Annotated in this window: 19 protein-coding genes; 12 read left to right on the forward strand and 7 right to left on the reverse strand. The window is 64.5% G+C overall.

Annotated elements, in window-relative coordinates; genetic code table 11:
- Positions 1–115 precede the first annotated feature (115 nt).
- Entirely contained in the window at positions 116–1732 is a 1617-nt protein-coding gene (locus tag VNC39_RS16690) for a purine-cytosine permease family protein (protein ID WP_325400783.1), read from the reverse strand.
- A gap of 324 nt (positions 1733–2056) precedes the next feature.
- Between VNC39_RS16690 and VNC39_RS16695 the strand changes: the two genes are divergently transcribed.
- The 4 genes from VNC39_RS16695 to VNC39_RS16710 all read left to right on the forward strand — a co-directional run bounded on the left by VNC39_RS16695 (position 2057) and on the right by VNC39_RS16710 (position 6866).
- Positions 2057–3409, forward strand: a complete 1353-nt coding sequence (locus VNC39_RS16695; protein ID WP_325400784.1) for an amidase — start codon at positions 2057–2059, stop codon at positions 3407–3409.
- Between the two features lie 48 nt (positions 3410–3457).
- A complete protein-coding gene (locus VNC39_RS16700) occupies positions 3458–4996 on the forward strand; it encodes an amidase (protein WP_325400785.1) in 1539 nt (512 codons plus the stop codon).
- Positions 4997–5190: 194 nt separating this feature from the next.
- Complete coding sequence (locus VNC39_RS16705; protein ID WP_325400786.1) at positions 5191–5397, forward strand: DUF3311 domain-containing protein; 207 nt, start codon at positions 5191–5193, stop codon at positions 5395–5397.
- On the forward strand, positions 5394–6866 hold the full coding sequence (locus VNC39_RS16710; RefSeq protein WP_325400787.1) for a sodium:solute symporter family protein: 1473 nt from the start codon (positions 5394–5396) through the stop codon (positions 6864–6866). The genes VNC39_RS16705 and VNC39_RS16710 overlap by 4 nt, the downstream gene beginning before the upstream one ends.
- Positions 6867–7274: 408 nt before the next feature.
- Here the strand turns inward: VNC39_RS16710 and VNC39_RS16715 are convergent, their stop codons facing one another.
- From VNC39_RS16715 to VNC39_RS16725, 3 genes are read right to left on the reverse strand one after another with little or no spacing between them, the layout of a single operon-like run.
- Positions 7275–8135, reverse strand: a complete 861-nt coding sequence (locus VNC39_RS16715; RefSeq protein ID WP_325400788.1) for an ABC transporter permease — start codon at positions 8133–8135, stop codon at positions 7275–7277.
- Positions 8132–9079 (reverse strand): ABC transporter permease, encoded by a 948-nt coding sequence (locus VNC39_RS16720; RefSeq protein ID WP_325400789.1) that lies wholly within the window; start codon positions 9077–9079, stop codon positions 8132–8134. Before VNC39_RS16720 ends, VNC39_RS16715 begins: the two co-directional genes overlap by 4 nt.
- A gap of 10 nt (positions 9080–9089) precedes the next feature.
- Positions 9090–10619 carry an ABC transporter substrate-binding protein gene (locus VNC39_RS16725; protein ID WP_325400790.1) on the reverse strand — a complete coding sequence of 510 codons (1530 nt, stop codon included), beginning with the start codon at positions 10617–10619 and terminating at the stop codon, positions 9090–9092.
- Between the two features lie 126 nt (positions 10620–10745).
- Between VNC39_RS16725 and VNC39_RS16730 the strand changes: the two genes are divergently transcribed.
- The gene (locus VNC39_RS16730) at positions 10746–11750 is read left to right on the forward strand and encodes an ABC transporter ATP-binding protein (protein WP_325400791.1); all 1005 of its coding nucleotides are present in this window, start codon (positions 10746–10748) and stop codon (positions 11748–11750) included.
- A complete protein-coding gene (locus VNC39_RS16735; protein ID WP_325400792.1) occupies positions 11747–12613 on the forward strand; it encodes an ABC transporter ATP-binding protein in 867 nt (288 codons plus the stop codon). The genes VNC39_RS16730 and VNC39_RS16735 overlap by 4 nt, the downstream gene beginning before the upstream one ends.
- Positions 12614–12620: 7 nt before the next feature.
- Here the strand turns inward: VNC39_RS16735 and VNC39_RS16740 are convergent, their stop codons facing one another.
- From VNC39_RS16740 to VNC39_RS16750, 3 genes are all read right to left on the reverse strand, one after another.
- A complete protein-coding gene (locus VNC39_RS16740; protein ID WP_325400793.1) occupies positions 12621–13853 on the reverse strand; it encodes an ArgE/DapE family deacylase in 1233 nt (410 codons plus the stop codon).
- Between the two features lie 5 nt (positions 13854–13858).
- Positions 13859–15067, reverse strand: a complete 1209-nt coding sequence (locus tag VNC39_RS16745) for an allantoate amidohydrolase (RefSeq protein ID WP_325400794.1) — start codon at positions 15065–15067, stop codon at positions 13859–13861.
- A gap of 191 nt (positions 15068–15258) precedes the next feature.
- Positions 15259–16206: a LysR family transcriptional regulator gene (locus VNC39_RS16750; protein WP_325400795.1), complete on the reverse strand. Its 948-nt coding sequence runs from the start codon at positions 16204–16206 to the stop codon at positions 15259–15261.
- Between the two features lie 73 nt (positions 16207–16279).
- Here VNC39_RS16750 and VNC39_RS16755 point away from each other — a divergent pair, with 73 nt between their 5' ends.
- From VNC39_RS16755 to speB, 6 genes are read left to right on the forward strand one after another with little or no spacing between them, the layout of a single operon-like run.
- Positions 16280–17095, forward strand: a complete 816-nt coding sequence (locus VNC39_RS16755; protein ID WP_325400796.1) for a hypothetical protein — start codon at positions 16280–16282, stop codon at positions 17093–17095.
- Positions 17089–17784 carry an SDR family NAD(P)-dependent oxidoreductase gene (locus VNC39_RS16760; RefSeq protein ID WP_325400797.1) on the forward strand — a complete coding sequence of 232 codons (696 nt, stop codon included), beginning with the start codon at positions 17089–17091 and terminating at the stop codon, positions 17782–17784. The genes VNC39_RS16755 and VNC39_RS16760 overlap by 7 nt, the downstream gene beginning before the upstream one ends.
- 10 nt (positions 17785–17794) lie before the next feature.
- Entirely contained in the window at positions 17795–18568 is a 774-nt protein-coding gene (locus tag VNC39_RS16765; protein ID WP_325400798.1) for a creatininase, read from the forward strand.
- Positions 18565–19743 (forward strand): aromatic ring-hydroxylating oxygenase subunit alpha, encoded by a 1179-nt coding sequence (locus tag VNC39_RS16770; RefSeq protein ID WP_325400799.1) that lies wholly within the window; start codon positions 18565–18567, stop codon positions 19741–19743. The genes VNC39_RS16765 and VNC39_RS16770 overlap by 4 nt, the downstream gene beginning before the upstream one ends.
- A complete protein-coding gene (locus VNC39_RS16775; protein ID WP_325400800.1) occupies positions 19740–19940 on the forward strand; it encodes a hypothetical protein in 201 nt (66 codons plus the stop codon). Before VNC39_RS16770 ends, VNC39_RS16775 begins: the two co-directional genes overlap by 4 nt.
- The gene (gene speB, locus VNC39_RS16780) at positions 19937–20881 is read left to right on the forward strand and encodes an agmatinase (RefSeq protein WP_325400801.1); all 945 of its coding nucleotides are present in this window, start codon (positions 19937–19939) and stop codon (positions 20879–20881) included. Before VNC39_RS16775 ends, speB begins: the two co-directional genes overlap by 4 nt.
- Positions 20882–20927: the final 46 nt, after the last annotated feature.

A 20927-nucleotide genomic window follows, 5' to 3' on the forward strand; every position in this document is an offset into this window, starting at 1 on the left:
AGCCGACGCGGCGCGTTAAGTAACCACACGTTTCCCGAGGCGGCCTTTCTGGCCGGATGGTGGCGGGCTTTGCCGCGCCACCGGTCGATCCGCCCTGAAAATAACCCGCTGCGCGCTAGGCCTTGCACAGGTCGCCGCAACTCGATTCGATGGTGCAGCAGAGCGAGCACACGCTGCCTTTATGGAAGGGGCAATGCACGCTGTCGAAGGCTTCGAAGTCGCTGGCGCAGACGCTGCAGGTGAGCGTGCCGCGGCTGGTGCTGGCGACGTTCTGTTCCGGCGTGCGCTTGAGATAATATTTGCCCTTGGTGAGGATCGCGATGGCCGGCGTGGCGATCAGCGCGACCAGCACCGAGACGAAGGGGGAATACGCGGCGAGCAGCGGCCCGAACGCGCCGAAATAGGCGGCGATGGACAATGCCGAGGCGATGATCATCGAGCCGAAGCCGACCGGGTTGAAATCATACAAATAGCCGCGGCGGAACTCGATCCAGGACGGGCCGATTTTCAGAAGTTTCCGGTTGATGGTGAGATCGGCGAACACCGCGGTGATCCAGGCGACCGCGACATTGGAATAGAAGCCAAGCAGCGCCGCCATCTCCTTGAACACGCTCGCCTCCATCAGCACCAGGCCGATGCCGATCTGCAGCAGCAGCCAGGTGAAGCGCCCATAATGGCGGTGCAGGATGCGCGAGAAGAAATTCGACCAGGAGAGCGAGCCGGAATAGGCGTTGGTGACGTTGATCTTCGCCTGCGCCACCACGACCAGGAAGAACGCGCAGGTCAGGCCGAGCCAATGCGGCAGGAAGCGATCGTAGATATACACGAAGGTCTGGAACGGCTCGTTGCTGGCGGCGCCGATATGCGGCGCAGCATAGGAGGCGAGGTAGGAGCCGAGCGTGAAGGTGACGAGAAACACCAGCGCCCAGCCAGGGCCCGACATGAAGGTCCAGAATTTCAGCGCGCCGCGCGGCGCGGCGCTGCCGTCCGGCATGAAGCGAACATAATCTGCCTGCTCGCCGATCTGCGCCAGCAGCGACATCAGTGCCGCCGCGGCCAGGCCGATGGAGGAGATGTTGATCAGCCCGCCGGCGGAGGGTTTGCCGGAGAGGCCGCCATAGCCGAACCAGGCGGCAGTGCTGTGATGCCCAAGGCCGGCGACATAGGCGGCGGGAAGTGCCAGCAGTGCCGCCCAGATCGGCCAGCTCCAGGCCTGGAACTTTGCCAGGAAGGACATGCCGAACGTGACCATCGGGATGATGACGACGGCGACGATGGCGTAGGAGAACCAGAGCGGAATGCCGAACGTACCGCTCAGGCCCTGGCCCATGATCGAGCCTTCAAAGGCGAAATAGATGAAGGTGAAGGTGGCGTAGATCAGCGAGGTGATCGTCGAGCCGAGATAGCCGAACCCCGCGCCGCGCGTCAGCAGGTCCATGTCGAGATTGTATTTGGCGATGTCGCGGGCAATGGGGATGCCGGTGACCACGCAGAAAAACACGGCGATCAGGTTGCCGATCAGAGCATTGGCGCTGCCCGAGGCGTTGGTGAGCACGGCGCTGATGGCGAAGGGAAACAAAGCCGCGGAGGCGCCAAGCCCGGCCGAGGCGACGATGGCCGGCGACCAGCGCCGGAACGCGGCGGGGGCGTAGCGCAGCGAATAATCTTCCACCTGCTCGTTCTTGATCAGGCGCGAATACCAGTTTTCCGGTTTGGCGGTTGTCAGCGACATATAGAGCGCTCCAGGTTGGCGGCCGACGCCACGAGGGATGTGAACGGGCGGGTCCGATGGCAACGATGTCCAGTCGGCGGCCAGCGTGCCAACGAAGTGCCGGATCATCAACGATAAATGATGGTAAATATCGCACTATCAGACGATACATGCTAAATAACAGAGCAAAAATTGAATCAATGATGAAAAAATATCCTTATTTTCTGCGGGAACGCGGAAGGTTCTGAATAAAATATTTCCAATTCGCCGGGTAGCCGAGCCGCATGCATTGCGCCGCGCGGAAAATTGCGGTGAGTTGCCGGGGCAATGATGCGGAGCTCGTCCATGGACATGAATTTCCCCACGCTCGATGAGCTCGCCGCCGGCCTTGCCGCCGGGCGCATGACCAGCCGACAGTTGACGGAAGAGTGCTTAGGCCGGATCGCCGATCCGGCCGGGCAGGGGCATCGCGCGTTCATCGCGGTCGATCCTGACAAGGCGTTAGCGGCGGCCGAAGCGCAGGACCGGTTGCGCAAGGCCAATGCGGCGCCGTCGCCCTATGCCGGCATTCCGATCTCAGTGAAGGATCTGTTCGACCTCGAAGGCGAGGTCACGACGGCCGGCTCGAAAATTTTCGTGGGCAGGCCGCCGGCGGCGGCGGATGCGCCTTCGATGGCGCGGCTGCGCCGGGCGGGCTTCGTGCTGATCGGCCGCACCAATATGAGCGAGTTCGCGTTTTCCGGTCTCGGCCTGAACCCGCATTACGGCACGCCGCTCTCGGCCTGGGACCGGGAGAGCGGCCGCGTGCCGGGCGGATCGTCCTCCGGCGCCGCGGTCTCGGTCGCGGACGGCATGGCGCATGGCGCGATCGGCACCGATACCGGCGGCTCCTGCCGCATTCCGGCGGCGTTCAACGGGCTGGTCGGTTACAAGCCGACGGCAAGGCGCGTGCCGCTGCAGGGGGCGGTGCCGCTCTCCTCGAATTTGGATTCGATCGGCCCACTGGCGCGCTCGGTCTCCTGCTGCGCGATCCTCGATGCTGTTCTGGCGCAAAGTGCGCCGCCGCGCCTGGCGCCGGAGGGCGTGGCCGGACGGAATTTCGCCGTGCCGGACCGGCTGGTGCGCGACGGGATGGAGGCGCAAGTGGCCGCCGCGTTCGAGGCGGCGCTGTCGCGCCTCTCCGCCGCCGGGGCGCGGGTGCAGGAAATCGCCGTGCCGGAATTCGCCGAGGCGCTGACGGCGCTGGCGCATAAAGGCGGCTTCTCGGCCGCCGAGGCCTATGCCTGGCATGAAGGCTTCATCGCCACGGGGGCCAAGGATTACGACCCGCGCGTGCTGGCGCGAATCATGCGCGGCGCGGAACAGAGCGCGGCCGACTATATCCGCCTGTTGCAGGCGCGCGCCGGCTTCATCGAAAAAATGCAGCTTCGCATGGCGGCGTTCGACGCGCTGCTGATGCCGACTTCGCCGATCCTCGCGCCGCGTCTCGCGGAGGTCGCGCGCGACGAGGATTTCACCCGCCTCAACCTTCTGGCGCTGCGCAACAACGCGGTGGTGAATTTGATGGACGGGTGCGGTTTGTCATTGCCGATCCACCGGCGCGGCGAGGCCCCGGTGGGGCTGATGCTGGCGGCCTCCCCCGGGCGCGACCAGCATCTGATGAGTCTGGGCGCCGCGGTGGAAAAGATTTTCGCCTGAACGCGCGCCGCGCGACCCTCTCGTAACACCGAAAAAGGCAAGCAGATCATGGCAGTGCTCACCGAGTCCGATCTCGTCGAAATGACTTTGGAGGGGGCCGAAGCGGCGTTCGCGCGCGGCGTGACCGCGGAGGAACTCACGCAAGCCTTCCTGAAGCGCATCGCCGCCTATAATCCGCGCTATAACGCCATCATCACCATGAACCCGGCCGCTCTGGACGAGGCGCGCGCGATCGACCGAAGCCGCGCCGCCGGCGAGGCGCTGGGGCCGCTGGCCGGCGTGCCGGTGGTGATCAAGGACACGATGGATATGGCGGGCCTGCCCACCACGGCGGGCTGGCATTTCCTGTCCGCCAAGGCGGGCGGGGTGGATCTGATCCCGGAGACGGACTCGCCCGTGGTGGCGCGCATGAAGGCGGCGGGCTGTGTCATTCTCGGCAAGACCAACGTCCCCATCCTCAGCGCCACCGGCACCCATGCCAGCAATAGCTGGGCCGGGCCGACGCTGAACGCCGCCGCGCCGGACCGCATGCCCGGCGGCAGCACGGCGGGCACCGCCACCGCGGTGGCGGCCAGCATGGCCGTGCTGGGCCTGGCGGAAGAAACGGGCGGCTCCATCCAGAACCCCGCTTCCGCGCAGGCGCTGGTCGGCATCAAGCCGACTTTCGCCCTGGTGCCCAATGCCGGCGTGGTGCCTTTGGCCGGCTCCACGCGCGATGTGGTCGGGCCCATCGCCCGTTGCGTGCGCGACGCGGCCCTGACGCTGGATGTTCTTGCCGGCTACAGCGCGGAAGATCCGAAAACCGTGGCCGGCATCGGCAAGCGTCCGAAGGGTGGATATGCCGCCAAGCTCAGCGCCACGGCGCTCCAGGGCAAGAGGCTTGGGCTTTATGGCTCGGGCTGGCGCAACCGCGCGCTCTCCGCGGAATGCGCCGCCCTCTATGAACGCGCGCAAAATGAGATCGCGGCGCGCGGCGCCACGCTGCTGGAAGACCCGTTCGCGGGCAGCAATTTTGCGGCGATCAGCAAGCCGTATTCCGACACACATTATTACGATGCGCGCGGCATGGAATGCTGCCCCTATGACATGGAGCTGTATCTGCGGCGCCTGGGGCCTTCCGCTGCGGTCAAGGATTATAAAGCCCTTGCGGAAATCACGAAGTCCGAGGATCCCTACGGTCCTGCCGGTGTGCTGGCCTATATGAACTATCTGCCGGAAACCGCGTTTTCCAGGCAGCATCCGACCGTGCCGCCGCCGCTGACGGCGTTTTTGGGCGCGCGGGAGGCGTATCTCGACATCATCGAGGCGGTGTTCGCCCGGCATCGGCTCGACGGGCTGGTGTTCCCGCAGATGCGTAACGAGCTTCCATTGCTGAACAGCCATGGCGTCATCCACGAAACCACCGTGAGCGAGATCAACATCGCCGGCGTGCCGGTGGTGACGGTTCCAGCGGGTTATTACGCCTCCGGCGCGCCGTTCAACCTCGTGTTCGTTGGGAAATTATGGGACGAGGCGGATCTGCTCGCTCTGGCCTATGACTATGAACAGGCGACAAATCATCGTATGGCGCCCGCTTTATCGGCGTAAATGCGCCGGCGGGCCTATTCGCGATCACAAAATGAAAAATTTGTCGCCGTATGACGTTTTTTTAAGCTCGTCACGTCGCGGCGATGAGAATAATGCCTCTTTTGTGCTTGCTCCGGTCACGCGATGTGCCATGTTTCCGCAATGACTGCCGGTGCCGTCCTCACGGCGCACCGCCGGCAGTGCGGAGAGATGTCATGAAACCGACCAGTTGGCTCGCGATCATCCCCTTCATCGGCATGTTTGCCGGTCCCATCCTGCACAACAGCGTCACGCCGTTCATTCTCGGTATGCCGTTCATTCTCGGCTGGATTACGATCTGGGTGTTCCTCACCTCGGCGATCATGGCTGTGCTTTATTGGTTCGATCCGGTGCGGCTCACCGACAAGGAGGATGCAAGATGAACATTGCCTTGGTCCTGATCGCGATTGCGACGGTTTTCGCTCTGGTGCTGGGCATCGTGGCACGTTCTCGGCACGAGATGAGCCTGGAGCAATGGACGGTGGGCGGCCGCCGTTTCGGCGCGCTGCTGGTCTTCCTGCTGCTCGCCGGCGAAATCTACACCACCTTCACCTTTCTCGGTGCCTCCGGCTATGCGTACGGGCTTGGCGCGCCGGCTTATTACATTCTCGCCTATGGCACGCTCGCTTATGTGATTTCCTATTTCATGCTGCCGAAAGTCTGGACCTATGCGCGCAGCCACAAGCTGGTCTCGCAGCCGGATTTTTTCGCGCGTAAATATGACAGCCCGGCGCTCGGCGTGCTGGTGGCGCTGGTCGGCGTCATCGCGCTGGTGCCCTATCTCGTGCTGCAGTTCACTGGTCTTGGCGTGATCGTTCAGGCGGCGAGCTACGGCGCGGTGTCGAAATCGCTCTCCATGATCATCGGCGCGGTTGTCGTCACACTCTATGTGGTCATCTCCGGCATCCGTGGTTCGGCCTGGACGGCGGTGGCGAAGGACATCATGATCATCTCCGTCGCCGCCTTCCTCGGCTTTTATTTGCCGATTCACTACTATGGCGGCATCGGCAACATGTTTGCGGCGGTGAACGTCGCGAAACCCGGTTTCCTGGCTTTTGCCGCGCACGGGCAGAGCCTTTCTTGGTTCGTGTCCACCACCTTGCTCACGGCGCTTGGCTTCTTCATGTGGCCGCACACGTTCGGCGCCTGTTACACTGCCCGCAACGAAGCGGTGTTCCGCAAAAACGCCATCGTGTTGCCGCTCTACCAGCTGGTGATGCTGCTGATCTTCTTCGTCGGTTTCACCGCGGCTTTGGTGGTGCCGGGGCTGAAGGGGGCGGCGACGAATATATCGCTGCTGAAGATCGTCGTCGCCGCGTTTCCGCCCTGGGTGGTCGGCATTGTCGGTGCGGCCGGCGTGCTCACCGCTCTGGTGCCGGGTTCGCTGATCATGATGTCCGCGGCCACGCTCTTCGCGCGCAATTTCGTCGCCCCGTTGCGCGGCGGGCAGAGCGATGAGACCACGGTGCTTCTGGCGAAATTTCTGGTGCCGGTGGTTGCCGTCATCGGCTGCTATTTCGCGATCTCGGGCAGCAGCACCATCGTCGCCTTGTTGCTGATGGGCTATAATTTCGTCACGCAGCTTTTCCCGGCGCTGATCGCGAGCCTGCTGCCACGGAATCCGGCCACCAAGGAAGGCGCGTTCGCCGGCATTCTCGCGGGCGTCGGCACCGTCGTTTTTCTCGTGCTGACGCATGAGACAATCGGCACGCTGCTGCCGGGCCTGCCGGACGTGGTGAAGGATTTCAACGTCGGCATTGTTGCGTTGCTTGTCAATTTGGTGGTGCTTGTGGTGGTGAGCGCGGTGACGGCGGGACGCCGCCTTCCGCTCGCGAGCCAGCCAACGAAGTAACGACGGAAGAGTAGCTCCGAGGCTCGGCCCACGCGCGGCGAATGCGCGTGGGCCGAGCTGTTTCGAATCGGGCTTTCACCCTCGAATCATCGGCCGTACCGTCGAACATTCACGGAGTTCGCGGTGTGAGAAGGATCTTTTCGCTCTGGCCTATGATTAACGCTAGTCCGAGATCTGCATACGCGCAGCCATTATTCCGATCCCGAGCGTCTGCGTCTTTTCCCTGTTCCGTCAAGGGCGCGAAGCGCCGGCGAAGCCGGGTAAAACCCCTTGACGGAACAGGGAAAAGACGCCGAAAATGCAATGATCGAAAAAATGCCGATCTTTCAAGGCACTGTTCAAATCGTTGCCGCGAGGCCTGCGCTTCAGATTCGACAACCCTCAGCAGGGGGAGGCTGGACCGGACGGTTACTTCCCGCGGCGCGTATCCAGCGCGTCGTGCAAGGCATCGCCGGTGAGGTTGAAGGCGAGAACGACCGCGATGATCGCAAGCCCCGGAAAGATCGCGAGCCACGGCGCCTGGGTCAGAAATTGCTGCGCGGCGTTCAGCATCGAGCCCCAGGAGGGTGTGGGCGGCTGCTCGCCGAGTCCGAGAAAGGACAGCGAGGCCTCGGCGATGATGGCGGTGGCGATCGAGAGATTGGCCTGGACCAGAACCGGCGCCGCGATGTTCGGCGCCACGTGCCGGAGCGCGATGCGCCAGGGCGGGTTGCCGACCGCCCGCGCCGCCTCGATATAGTCGCGCGTCATGATATCCAATGTTGCAGCGCGGGCCACGCGCATGAACATCGGCGCCGTGCTCACGCCGATCGCGATCATCGCATCGCGCAAATTGGGGCCGAGGAAGGCGGCAAGCGCGATGGCGAGGATCAGGAACGGGATCGCCAGCATGGCATCGACGATCCGGCTCAAGATCGCATCGGTCCAGCCGCGGGCAAACCCCGCGAGCAGCCCCGCCGGCACGCCGATGGCGCCGGCGATCAGCACCGAGATCACGCCCGCCTCCAGGCTCGCACGCGCGCCCCAGATGATTCGCGACAGTTCGTCGCGGCCGATTTCGTCGGTGCCGAACCAGTGCGCGATGCTAGGCGCCTTGCGGATCGCCGCCCAGTTGGTGATGTCGGGGCCATAGGGCGCGATCAGCGGTGCGCCGATCGCGGCGAGAACAAACGCCGCCACCAGTGCAGCGCCGGCCAGGCCGGAGCCATGCCGCGCCAGGCGTTTCCATTTGAAGCGCGCCATCTTGGCGCCTGCCACGAGCGCGGTCATCCGCCGCGCAGCTTCGGGTTGATCACCGCATAGAGAATATCGGTGATGAGGTTGATCAGCACATAGAGCAGGCCTGTCACGAGCACCACGCCCTGAATTACCGGATAGTCGCGGTTGAAGACCGCATCGACCACCAATTTTCCGACGCCGGGAATATCGAACACCTGCTCGGTCAACACGGCGCCGGACAGCAAGGTGCCAAGCTGCAGCCCGGCCAATGTGACCACCGGGATCAGCGCGTTGCGCAACGCGTGGCGCCATACCACAACTCTTTCCGACAGCCCCTTGGCCCGCGCGGTGCGCACATAATCCTGGTGCAGTGCCGCGAGCATCGCGCTTCGTGTATGGCGCATGATGATCGCCGCGACCGCATTGCCGAGCACGAAGGCCGGCATGATGGTCGTGCGGAGCGATTGCAGCGGGTCCTGCGACAGCGGCACGTAACCGGACGGCGGCAGCCAGCCGAGATCGACCGACACCAGCAGGATCAGCACGATGCCCAGCCAGAAGCTCGGCACTGACAGGCCGAACAATCCCACCGAGGTGGCGAGCCAGTCCAAAGGCGTGCCTTTCTTGACCGCGGAGATGACGCCCAGCGGAATGCCGGTGGCCAGCGCGATGACGAACGCCATCGCGGAAAGCTGTAGCGTGACCGGGAGCTTTTGCAAAAGCAGCGTGGTCACCGGGGCGGAGAGTTCCCAGCTATAGCCGAGATTGCCGTGCAGCACGCCGACGAGCCAATGCAGATACTGGTCTCCGATGGGGCGGTTCAGCAGCAACTGGTCGCGGATCTGGGCCACCACATGCGGATCGCCCGCGGAATCCCCCGCGAGCATCACGGCGGGATCGCCCGGCAGCAGATGCTGCAAGGCGAACACGATCACACTGACCAGCAGCATCGTCGGGATGATCTGCAGAAGCCTGGCTCCGAGCGAGCTTTGCATCGCGCCGGTCTCAGCTGGCGAAGTGCATGCCTTGGAGGCGAACGATGCCGTCCGGAACCGGATGGAAGCCGAGCAAGGTTTTCTTCAGGCCGACGATGTTGGTGGGCGACCAGAGATACAGGATCGGGAGATCCTGGCGCTCGATGCCCCAAACCTTGGCATAGAGCGCGGTGCGGTCCGTGACCGATTGCGCGACCCGCGCCTGGTCGAGCAGCGAATCCACCTGCTGGTTATCATAATGTCCGTAATTGAAGCCGTAGCCGTCATGCAGGAAGGAATACATGTTGCCGTCCGCATCCGCGCGGCCGGACCACAGGATCAGATAGGCCTGGAAATTCCCGGCTCGCGCGGTGGCGAGCGAGGAGGCGAATTCCATCGCCTGGATCTTCACGTCGAAGCCGGCGGGCTGCTCCATCGCCTGGATCACTTGCGCGGCCTGCAGGAAGTCCGGGCTGTTCGGCACCAGCAGCGTCACGGGGATCGGCGTCTTGACCCCGCTTTGCGCCACGAGTTTCTGCGCCGCCGCCAGATCCATTGCCGGCGGCACGATCGAGGGCACGTAGAAGCGTGAGGACGGCGAATTGGCCTGTGCGATCGGCGCATAGAGGCCATTATACACGACATTGATCAGCGCCGTGCGGTCGAGCGCCAGCTCGAAGGCATGGCGCAGCGACGCATTCTGCCCGATCGGCGATTGGCTCGCGGGCCCGTTGGCCACGTTGAAGGTGATGCCGACATTGGCCAGCGAGGTCTGGCTCTCCACGCGCAGCTTCGGGTCGCGCTTGATGGTCGCGACATCGTTCGGCAGCATCCCGGTCAGCATGTCGAGCTGGCCGGTCTGCAGATTGGCGACGCCGACTTCGGAATTGACGAACGGCACATAATCGACTTCGTCGAAATGGATGTCTTTCGCATCCCAGTAGCCGGGAAATTTCTTCAGGACGATCTTCTGTTCGGGAACCCGCTCAACGAAGCTGAACGGCCCGGCGCAGACCGGGTGCAACCCGAACTTCGCACCTTCCGCCGCGGCGGCTTTCGGCGCGATGATGATGCCGGCGCGGTCGGCAAGCTGCGCCAAAAGCGCCGAGTCGGGCGCCTTCAGTACCAGTTCGACCGTGAGCGGATCGATCACCTCAACGGACTGCACGACGCTGATCTCGCCGCGCCGCAGGCTGCCCGGCATCGTCAGATAGCGCTCCAACGTGTATTTCACCGCATTGGCATCGAGCTTCTCGCCATCCTGGAACAGCACGCCCGGCCGTAGATTGATGATGAGGTGGGTTGGGTCTTTATAAGTATAGCCGATGGCGAGCTGCGGCACGATGTTCAGACTGGGATCGAAATCGAACAATTTGTCGCACATGCCGGCGAACACGATGCGCCCGACATAGCTGCCGCTCAGCGTGGGGTCGAGAATGTCGGGGTCTTGGATCAAGCTGATATGCAGAACCTTCGGCGGGTCGGCGAAAGCGGCGGCGGGGGCGGTGACGGAAGCGGCAAGTCCAGAAAGCAAACCAAACGTTAGAGATGCAAGGCGCATATTGAATCCAGTCCCGTCACGTGAATTGTTGTCGCTGTGACGGCACAGTAAGTGAGGGCTGATAGCACCGCAAGCGATATAATAACTCTGCTTGACCAAAGTTGCATTTCCCCTTCTGATGTTGTCATGAATGAGCTGCTCCGGATCGAAGGCCTCCGCACTGTGTTTGCAACGCCATCCGGCGAGTTCGCGGCGGTCGCCGGCATCGATCTCGCCATCGAGCGTGGCCGCACCCTCGCCATCGTCGGAGAGTCCGGCTCCGGCAAATCCGCGCTCTCCCTCTCGATCATGCGCCTCATTCCGCCGCCGGGCAGGGTTGCCAGCGGCGCCATCATGTTCGACGGCCAGGATCTTCTGCAACTCCCCCCGGCGGCGATGCGCGCCTTGCGGGGGCGGCGCATTGCCATGATCTTCCAGGAGCCGATGACCAGCCTCAACCCGGCGCATACGATCGGCGCGCAAATCGTCGAGGCGATGGCGGCCCACGAGCCGCACATGGCGGCCCGCGACCAGCGCGCCCGAGCCGTCGCCATGCTGGAGCGGGTGCGGCTTCCCGATCCCGCCCGGCGGTTCGACGATTATCCGCACCAGCTCTCCGGCGGCCAGCGCCAGCGCGTGATGATCGCCATGGCATTGGCCTGCAAACCCGACCTCCTGATCGCGGACGAACCCACCACCGCGCTCGACGTGACCGTGCAGGACGAAATCCTCGGCCTGCTGCGGGAACTCCAAGCGGAAACCGGCATGGCGCTGCTGCTCATCAGCCACGATCTCGGCCTCGTCGCCGGCATGGCGGACAAAGTGGCCGTGATGTATGCCGGCCGGGTCGTTGAACTTGCCGCGGCAACCACGTTATTTTCCGATGCGCAACATCCTTATACGCTCGGCCTGATGGGCAGCGCGCCGAGTTTCACCGCACGCCGGGCGCGCCTGCTCGCGATCGAGGGTACCGTGCCAAGCCCCGCCGCCATGCCGCAAGGCTGCCGCTTCCATCCGCGTTGCGCGCTCGCCGAGGCGCGATGCGTCGCCGATAGCCCACCCTTCCGCGATTTTGGCGCAGATCATGCCGCCGCCTGCTGGCGAGCGCCGCTCGATGCGCTTTCTTTGGGCGAGCGGGAGGCCGCGCTATGACCGTACCGCTCCTTGAGGTCGAAAATCTGTCCCGTCGCTTTGCCATCCGGCGCGGCCTGTTCATGCCCCGCACGGTCGGCCATCTCCAGGCGGTCGACGGTGTCTCCTTCACGCTCGCACGCGGCGAAACGCTTGGCCTGGTCGGCGAATCCGGCAGCGGCAAATCGACCACCGCGCGCCTGGTCTTGCGCCTGCTCGATGCGTCGTCCGGCACCATCCGCTTCGACGGCGTCGACATCACCACGCTCGACGGCGCCTCGCTCCGCCGGTTCCGCCGCCGGATGCAGATCGTCTTCCAGGATCCCTTCGCCTCGCTCAATCCGCGCCAGACCGTCGGCGCCATCGTGGCGGAACCGCTGCTGCTGCATCGCCCCGGCAGCGCGGCGGAACGCAAGGAGCGCGTCGCCGAGATCCTCTCCCTCGTCGGCCTTACGGAAGCGCATGCCGCGCGCTATCCGCACGAATTCTCAGGCGGGCAGCGCCAGCGCATCGGCATCGCCCGGGCGCTGGCCGCAGAGCCGGACCTCATTGTCTGCGATGAGCCGGTCTCGGCGCTCGACGTCTCGATCCAGGCGCAGGTGTTGAACCTGCTCGGCGACCTCCAGAAACGGCTCGGCATTTCCTATCTGTTCATCACCCACGATCTCGCGGTCGTGCGCCACATCGCCGACCGGGTCGCGGTCATGCGCCAAGGCCGCATCGTGGAACTCGCGGAGACGGAGAATTTGTTCACGTCTCCCGCCGAGGCCTACACACGCCGCCTCATCGAGGCGATGCCGACCACCGCGATCGGCCCCTCCATCCGGCGCCGCCTGAACCTGCTCGCCGCCGCGCGGCCCGCGCAACAAAGCGAGGCAGCTTAGCAGCCTCTCAGGGCGCCTGCCGCGCCAACAGGTCGAAGATCGTCAGCGCAATCACTTCGGTGGCGCGCCGCAGATCCGCAAGCTCCAAACGTTCGTCCGCGCGGTGTGCGTTGGCCAGTTCGATCGTGCGCGGGCCGGCGCCGTAAAGGATGATGGGCACGCCGGCGGCCGCGTAATGGCGCGCATCGGTGTAAAGCGGCACGCCTTTCACAATGATGGGCTCACCGAATATTTCGCTGGCCCGGGCGCAAAGAAGTTCCGTCAGGCGCGCCGCACCCGGGGACGGCACCAGAGGGTCAGCCGCCAGAATGCGCCTGGCCTCGACCGTGATGCCGGGGAAATGCGCCGCTGCCTGTTGGATGTCGCGGATCAAATTGGTCTCGACATCGCCGGTGGCCTCATCCGGAATCACCCGCCGGTCCAGCCGGAAGACGATGCGGTCCGGAACGACATTGGTGTTGATGCCGCCTGTGATCAGCCCCACGGTGATTTGCGGCGTGCCGATGCCCGGAATCGCCGAGATGGTTTGCGACAAAGCGGCGCGGGATTGGTACAAAGCGGTCAGGATCGCATTGGTCGCCTCAAGCGCATCGGCGCCCGTGGCGGGCATCGCGGCGTGGGCGGATTTGCCGCTCACGGTCACTTCCAGGTGCAAACAGCCATTATGCGCGTTGACGACGGCGTAGGAAAAACCGGCGCCGATCGCCAGATCCGGCTTCGTCAGGTTCTGCGCCAGCAGCCAGCCCGGCCCGATTTCTCCGCCGGTTTCCTCGTCATAGGTAATATGCAATTCGACCGTGCCGTTAAGCGCCGCCTTGCTGTCGCGCAACGCGGCAAGCGCAAAGGCGTAGGTGGCGATGTCCGATTTCGAAACCGCGACGCCGCGGCCATACATCCAGCCATTTTTGATCACGGCGCCGTACGGGTCCACGCTCCACCCGGTGCCGGGCGGCACGACATCTCCATGCGCGTTCAATGCGATGGTCGGGCCGGGCCCGAAGCGATGGCGGACGATGAGGTTGGTGGCGCTGACCATGCCATGGGCGCGCACGGTCTCCGCCGGCACCACGTGGCGTTCCACCTTGAAGCCAAAAGCCTCCAGCAGTCGTGCGGTATGTTCGGCGTGAGGCGCGCAATCCCCGGCGGGATTGTCGGACGGCACCCGGACCAGTTCGCCTAAAAATCGCTGCGCCGCCTCGGCGCTGCGCGTGATTTCTTCCCGAATAATCCTGTCAGTCATGATGCTCATATCGTTTGAAAATTGCGTAAAAATTCGACCAGAACGGATACCGCGGTCTGCGCGTCCGCTGCGGCGAGAAACTCCTCCGGCGCGTGGCTGATTCCGCCCTTGCAGCGCACGAACAGCATCGCGACCGGACAGAGCGCGGCGACGGCCATCGCGTCATGCCCCGCGCCGCTCGGCAAATGCAGCGGCGCGATGCCGCACGCCGCGACGGCGCGCGCAAGCTGCGCCTGAAGAGGCAGCGCACATTCGGTCGCCGGCGCGTCGTGCGTCTGGAGAATTTCGACAGTAACACCGCGCGCATCGGTAATCTCGCGCAAGGCGGTCACGACCGCGGCGACCGCTTTGGCGCGCAACGCATCCGCCGGCGCGCGGATGTCGATGCTAAAGGTGACACGCCCCGCAATGCTGTTGGGCGCACCGGGATGCACGCGCAGGGCGCCGACCGTCGCGACGAGATCGGGCGTGGCGCGCCCGATCGATTCAATGGCCAGCACCATGGCGCTGGCTGCCGCCAGTGCGTCGTGGCGCATTTTCATGGGTACTGTGCCCGCATGGCCGGCCTCGCCGGTTACCGTGACGCTGAAGCGGCTGGCGCCGTTGATCGCCGTGACGATCCCGACCGGCAGATCATGGGCTTCCAACACCGGCCCCTGCTCGATGTGCAGCTCGACATAGCCGAGCACATTGCCGCGCTGGCGCGCGACCTGGGCGATGTTTGCAGGATCGCCGCCGAACGCCGACAGAGCCTCAGCCATGCTGATCCCGTGCTCGTCCACCCCGGCAAGCGCCGCCGGGTCGAAGGTTCCGGCAATCGCTCTGGCGCCGGACAGCGTCTGTGGAAACCGCACGCCTTCCTCATCGCCGAAGGCGATCACTTCAACGCCGTACGGCAATGTCTCACCTTCCGCCCGCAACTGCTCAAGTGCCGCGATCGCGGCGAGCACGCCGAACGTGCCGTCATACCACCCCGCATCCCGCACGGTATCGATATGCGAACCCAGCATCAGGACCGGGCCGGGAGTGTCGGTGCGCCCGACCAGATTGCCGATCGCATCGCGATGCGTGGTCAGCCCCGCCATACGCATCCAGCGCTCAATCATGGCCATCGCTTTGCCATGCGCGGGCGAGAGGAAAAGCCGCGTCAGGCCATCCGGCGAGTCACTGGCGGTGGCAAGGTCGGCCAGGCGTTGCATCAAGCTGTCAGACATGAATCTCCATATGCCAAAGAAACATGGTCAATCGAAGGTGGCATTTGGCTCCCATCATTCAATGTGCCTACCAGGCTTGTATACAAGTTGTTGTATGCAATGGCGGTGCCATCCGGCCTATGAAGAAAACGATTTCGCGAGGGATGCGGCCGCCGTGGAATCCGCAGACGACAGGTTAGAGTGGGAAACGACTACGCGTCGGCGTCCGATCCGGTCGGCCGGTCATCGGCCCGGCCGTGCGGCTGCGCGCGCAACTCCTGCAGAAAGAGCCTGATGAGAGGCTGGCCCTTGTCGGCCCGGCGATAGGCCGCGTAATGCGACGACAGGAACTGATAGGTCTGGGGCCGCAGCGCCCGCATGAGCCCGGCCGCGACGTAGGACTCGCCGACATGGCGGGGCAGGAAGCCGATATATTGCCCGGAAAGGATCAGCATCGCCTGGGCCTCCATCTGCACCACGCTGGCGCTCGCGCGTGGATGGTTCACCCGGTACAGATCGTCGAGCTGCCGGTAGGCGCGCACGGAAAACCGCGTGGCCTCGATGTCCGCGACGGTCACGGTCTTTTTCGTGAAAAGCGCGTGTCCGCGCCCGCAATAAAGTGCATGGACCTCCTGATGCAGCGGCACATAGGCGACCCCCGGTCCCTGCTTGGCGAACGGGCCGATAACGATGTCGCGCGCGCCCTCCGCCACCCATTGTTCGAGCTCATGTGGCGTGCCGAGACGCAGATCGACATAACTGTCCGGCGCGGCGGCGGTGAAGCGCCGGAGCGGCTCCTGCAAGGCGAGCGCCGGGTTGGTGATGATGCTGTCGACGATGCCGATGCTCAAGCGCCCGACCAGTCGGTCTCCCGCATGGGCGACGTGCTGCTGGAACTTGTCGATGTCCTGGAACAGGTCCCGCGCCGCCTGCAAGGTCGTCTCACCGAACGGGGTGAGCTTGAAGCCGCGCCGCCCGCGCAGGCAGAGTGCGCCGTTCAGGAGCCGTTCCAGCGACTTGATGTGCGTGCTGAGCGTGGATTGCGAAAGGTTGAGCGCAATCTGCGCGCCGCTGAAACTGCCGGCCTCCGCCAAGGCGACGAAGACCCGCAGCAAGCGGAGATCGATATTGTCCAGGCGCCGCATGGATGAAACATACATCGACGTTTTTCAATGTAAACCATGAGAAATTTTAGTCGCTTTCCATGTTTCGATTGGGCATTTTCGCGCCATCATGCATGTTGAGGAATTTCGCGGCCTGTGGACCCGCTCGCTCATCGCCTGGCCGGACGGAAGGCGTGACGTGACCACGCAGGTTGCCTGGCTGCAGGGGGAAGGGCTGTTTGCCGATCTGCGCCAGGCGCCGGACCTCGCCGCACGGCTCTCCGCCGCCGCCTGCCGCGACGAACTGACAGCCGAGGATTGCCTGGCACTCGCCGCTCAGCACGGATTCTCGGGCCGTTTCGAGGCGCGGGACGGCGCCTATGAGTGGGTCAGGCGTGTTGATTATCAGCCGCCGCAGCCCACGCGGGACATCGGCCGCCTGTTCTGGCGCGACCGGATCCTGGTCGAAGAGGGCGTGGAGAGCGCCTACACGGAACATTGGCACCCGGACGAGGCTGTTTCGGACCAGCCTGTCGCCGGCTTGTGGCTGCGCGACGCCGTGCAGGGCGTTTCCGGTTGTCTGCTGCGCGTGGGAGACTGGTTTGCCTATGTGCGCGGGCGGCGCGAGGCGATCGCCGGGGAGAGTTTGGAGCGCCTGGTTCAAGGTGCTGACTCGTTGCGAAGGATGCAGATGCTCGTCGATTGTGAAATCTCGCTCGGGCGCGTCGGCGTGCGAGGCTGGAAGATCGCCCGCTCGAGCCTGCCCTATAGAGTTGGCGCCCTCCTTGCCGTGTGCCCGGCGGGGGAAAGTCACCTCGCGCTGTGCGATCTGGATGAAAATGGCCGGGTCCTGCAGCGCGTTTGGGAGATTGCCGAAGAAGAAGGAATGGGTTCGACCTTTTTTGAGGCGGACCCCGCCAAAATCTCGGGGGCTAAGCCGTGGTAGCGCAGCGTGTGATTGTAACGGGCGCCGCCAGCGGCATCGGCCTGGCCACGGCGCGGGCCTTCATCAAAGCCGGCGCGCTGGTGCTGGGGCTCGATGTGGCGGATCTTCCGGAGGACGTTCCGGGGCTGGCCGTCGATGTCGCCGATACGGATGCGGTCGGCAAAGGCGTCGCCCAGGCCTGCGCGCGGCTCGGCGGCCTCGATTGCCTGGTGAATTGCGCCGGCGTGGAACATGATTCGCCGCTGGCTGGTCTCGATGTCGCGGCGCTGGATCGCATGTTCGCCGTCAATCTGCGCGGGCCGATCCTGGTGGCGCGCGCGGCGCTGCCCTTCATCGCGCCGGGCGGGTGCATCATCAATCTGGCGTCAGAACTGGCCTATCTCGGCCGCGCCGGGGCTTCCGGTTATTGCGCGACCAAAGGCGGGATCTTGTCGCTCACCCGCTCCTGGGCGCGCGAGCTGGGGCCGAAGATCCGGGTGAACGCCGTGGCGCCCGGCCCCATCGACACGCCTTTGCTCAATTATGAAGGCATGAGCGCGGCGCTGCAAAAAGCCGAGACAGGAAACCCGATGGGGCGCATCGGCCAGCCGGAGGAGGTGGCTTCGGTGATCCTGTTCCTCGCGAGTCCCGCGGCAAGTTTCATCACCGGGCAGTGTTATAGCGTCGATGGCGGCGCGGCCATGCATTAAGGAGCGAACGATGGTCGAGAGCGTGTTCATGGCGGAATTGTCCTGGCCGGAATGGCAGGAGAAAATCGCGCACGGCGCCATCATTTTCATTCCGCTCGGCGCGACGGAACAGCACGGCCCGCATCTGCCGCTCAATGTGGATGTGATCCTGCCGACCGCGGTGTGCGAACGCGTGGCGCGCAAGGTCGGCGGGCTGGTCGCGCCGACGCTGCAATACGGCTATAAATCCATGCCCCGGTCCGGTGGCGGCCAGACCTTCCCAGGCACCACCAGCCTGGATGCCCAGACCTTCGCCCATACGCTGCGCGACGTGATCCGCGACATGGGCGCGCACGGCGCCCGCCGCTTCGTCGTGGTGAATGGCCATTTCGAGAATGCCTGGCCTTCCGTGGAAGGGCTGGATCTCGGCCTGCGTGCGTTGCGCCAGGAGAATATCACGGACGTGACGGCGATGCGCCTGGAATATTGGGATTTCGTCCGGCGCGAAACGCTGGACCGGATCTTCCCCGAAGGGTTTCCCGGCACCGAGCTCGAGCATGCGAGCCTGATCGAAACCTCGCTGATGCTGCTGCTGCGCCCGGACCTGGTGGCGCAGGACAAGATTCCCCAGGAGGGCCGTGCGAACTTCCCGCCCTATGATATTTTCCCCGCGCCGCCCGGCTATTTGCGGGGCACGGGCGTATTGGCCGACGCGCGCGGCGCGCGCGCCGAAATCGGCCAATGGCTGATGGACGACCATGTGGCGTTGATCACGGCGGCGATCATGAAGGAGTTCGGTCTGTGAGCATCGTCGCCATCATGCGTGACCTTCAGGAGGCCGCTGCCCTGCCGTTGGCGCAAGCCCGCACGCTCACGGCTGCCGCCTATACCGACCCGGATTATTTCGCGCTGGAGACGCGGCGCGTGCTGAAGGCCGGCTGGCTGTGCGCCGGGCATGTGTCGCAGATCAAGGGCCCCGGCGCGTTCCTGCCGATTGATCTTCTCGGTGAGCCGGTGCTGCTGGTGCGCGACAAGGATGGCGACATACGCGCCCTCTCGCGCGTCTGCCCGCACCGGGGGGCGGATGTTCTGCTGGAAGGTGAGCATACGGGCTGCGACGTGGCGGGCAGCGTCATCATATGCCCCTATCACCGCTGGACTTTCGGCCTCGACGGCAGGCTGCGGGGTACCCCGCAGATGCAGAAGGCCGAAGGCTTCAACCGGGAGGATTGGCGGCTGGCGCCGATCCGCAGCGCCATTTGGCACGGCTTCATTTTCGTGAATCTCGATGGCGCGGCGCCCCCGCTGGAACAATTCTATGCGGCGTTCGGCGTCACAATCGCGCCCTGGGCGCTGCAGGAGATGGAACTTGTCGTGTCCCTGGAATGGGAATGCCGCTTCAACTGGAAAGTGATGGTGGAAAACTGGATCGAGAGCTACCACCATCTCGGCCCGCACACGAACACGTTGAACCCCTTCATGCCCGCGCAGGATACCTGGTCGGAGCCGCCCAACCCGGCCTTCATCCATGCGCATCTGCCGCTCACCGGGCGCGACGCGGCGCCAATCCGGGAGACGATTGAAAACGGCGCGGTGGGCGAGGGGTTTCTGCCCGTGCCCGGCTTGAGCCTGCAACAGCAGGAGGACTGGCATTTGTTTGTCGGTTTCCCTTGTTTCATGCTGCTGCTCGCCCGGGACCGCGCCATCTGGTACCGGCTGCAACCTCTCTCCCCGGACCATTGCCGGCTCACGACCACCATGCTGGTTTCGCGCGAGAGCTTGGCGATGCCCAATTATGACTCGGTTCTGGCGGCGGAGACCAAGATGCTGCGCGACTTCCATGTCGAGGACATGGCGGTGAATGAGGCGGTGCAGCGCGGGCTACGGTCTTCCCACGCGGTGCGCGGGCGCCTCAGCCATTTGGAGGAGCCGGTCTGGCAGTTCCATCGCCAGCTCGCCGCATGGCTGGGCGCAGCATGACCCAGTTTGAGCCGACCGACGCCGCGTTAGTTCTGCGCTTCGCAGGCGTTCCTAGCGTCATGCGCCTGCCCGGGCTGGATGACCCGTCTTTGTGGGAGGTCGCGCCCCCGTTCGACCCTTCCGGCCTCACCGCCCTGACCGGCGCTTCCCCGATGTTCGAGCTGTTTTGCGCCATTGCGGCGGGACGGCGCGCATGAAGCACGGCTACGAAACCGGGCGGCTGAACCTGCCCTTTGTCGGCATTTGCAGCTTCGGCAAATATCCCATCCAGCTCGATTGGGATAAAATCACCGGCGATGTCGCCATTCTCGGCGCGCCGTTCGACGGCGGCACCCAATGGCGCGCCGGCGCGCGTTTCGGGCCGCGCGCGATCCGGGAAGCCTCGACTTTGTTCGCCTTCGGCCATGCCGGCGCCTACGACCATGAGGATGATGCGACATACCTTGCCGATGTCGGAATCGTTGACATCGGCGACGCCGATATCGTGCACACGAACACTGAGCTGAGCCACGCCAATATCGAGCTCGGCGTGCGCAGGATTTTGGCCGCCGGTGCGCTGCCCGTGGTGCTGGGGGGCGATCACTCCATCAACATTCCCTGCATCCGTGCGTTCTCGCACGAGCCGCCGATCCACCTTGTGCAGATCGACGCACACCTCGATTTCGTGGACGAGCGCCATGGCGTCCGTCACGGGCATGGCAACCCGATGCGCCGCGCCGCCGAGCAAAAGCACGTGACCGGGCTGACGCAGCTCGGCATCCGCAACGTCTCTTCCACGGCCCGCGACGGTTACGAGGCGGCGCGGGCCTTCGGCTCGGATATTCTCTCTGTCCGCCAGGTGCGCGCCCTGGGAACGGCGGCGGTGCTCGCCCGCATGCCGGAGCATGCGCGTTATTATCTGTCGATCGACATCGATGCGTTCGATCCCTCCATTGCGCCCGGCACCGGCACGCCGAGCCATGGCGGGTTCCAGTATTATGAGGTGCTGGAGCTGCTGGCGGGATTGGCGGCGCGCGGCGCCATCGTCGGGGTCGACCTCGTGGAGACCGCGCCGGACTATGACCCGGCCGGCGTCACGTCCATTCTGGCGGCGCAATTGCTGCTGAATCTCATCGGCCGGATTTTCGCGTGCCGATAACATATTGACACCGTCCGCCATTTGCTAAGATAAAAGGGCAGAGGCC

It is taken from the genome of Acidocella sp., assembly GCF_035535915.1.
In the GTDB taxonomy this organism is placed as follows: domain Bacteria; phylum Pseudomonadota; class Alphaproteobacteria; order Acetobacterales; family Acetobacteraceae; genus Acidocella.